Origin of the sequence: Pseudomonas tremae (assembly GCF_001401155.1) — a bacterium.
Lineage (GTDB): Bacteria > Pseudomonadota > Gammaproteobacteria > Pseudomonadales > Pseudomonadaceae > Aquipseudomonas > Aquipseudomonas tremae.
Window position 1 is genome coordinate 1 of the sequence record NZ_LJRO01000330.1, and the last position, 1,080, is coordinate 1,080.

General features: G+C 55.3%; 2 pseudogenes. One reads left to right on the plus strand and one right to left on the minus strand.

Annotated elements, in window-relative coordinates:
* A pseudogene (locus ALO43_RS32155) lies at positions 1-140 on the minus strand (Tn3 family transposase); the annotation flags it as partial.
* 156 nt (positions 141-296) lie between these two features.
* Between ALO43_RS32155 and ALO43_RS18660 the strand changes: the two are divergent.
* Positions 297-1,080 (plus strand): annotated as a pseudogene (locus tag ALO43_RS18660) (IS256-like element ISPsy17 family transposase); the annotation flags it as partial.

Below are 1,080 nucleotides of genomic sequence, written 5' to 3' on the forward strand. Positions count from 1 at the left end.
TATTCGCCTGTCAGTAATATGTGAGCCCAACCAAGCGGAGAGATGTGTGCCAGAAGTTCGGGTGGCACATCTAGCCCTTCCCTTTGTCGTTCAGCGACCGCGTGACCGATGTGGATGGTGTTCCAGTAGATAATGATTGCGGTGTGAACCGCCCCGGGTTTCTCGGAGACCCTTTTGTTTGAGTCATGCCACGTGGGCAGACTCGGTGAGTTGCTGATAATAGATGGCTTCTGCCTCGACCGGGAGACTGTCAGAAATTTTGTGTTCGGGCATAACATGTGGCTAGAGGTGCATGTATGCCGACCAAAAAGAAGTCCGCCAATGCAACAGCGAGGGAGTTGCCCTCGATTCCCCAAGAGCTGATCGAGCAGTTTGTTAAAGGCCCGATGAGCGCCGAAGCCATTCAAGACGCGTCCATGGCGTTCAAGAAGGCTCTGATCGAGCGTGCGCTCGGCACCGAGCTGGGTCACCACCTTGGTTACCCTCAGGGCGCGGAGCGCCCTGATGAGTCGACCAATCAGCGTAATGGCAAAAGCAGCAAGACGGTTCTGACCGACGACGGGCCGCTTCGCCTGGATATCCCCAGAGACCGCGATGGTAGCTTCGCCCCGATCCTGATTCCCAAGCACGAACGCCGTTTTACAGGCTTCGACGACAAGATAATTGCCATGTACGCCCGGGGCATGACGGTGCGTGAGATCCGCGCTTTTCTGTCTGAGCAGTATGGAACTGACGTGTCCCATGACTTCATCAGCTCAGTCACCGATGCGGTCATGGAAGAGGTGAGTGCTTGGCAGCAACGACCCTTGGAACCGATGTATCCGGTGATCTTCTTCGATGCGTTACGGGTCAAAATCCGGGACGAGGGGTTAGTGTGCAACAAGGCTATTTATCTGGCGCTGGGGGTATTACCTGATGGCACGCGCGACATTCTGGGTATATGGATCGAGGGCACCGAGGGTGCCAAGTTTTGGATGAAGGTGTTCAACGACCTCAAGACTCGTGGCGTTGAAGATGTTCTGATCGCCGTCACGGATGGCCTCAAAGGAATACCGGAGGCGTTAGGCTCTGTACGTAAAC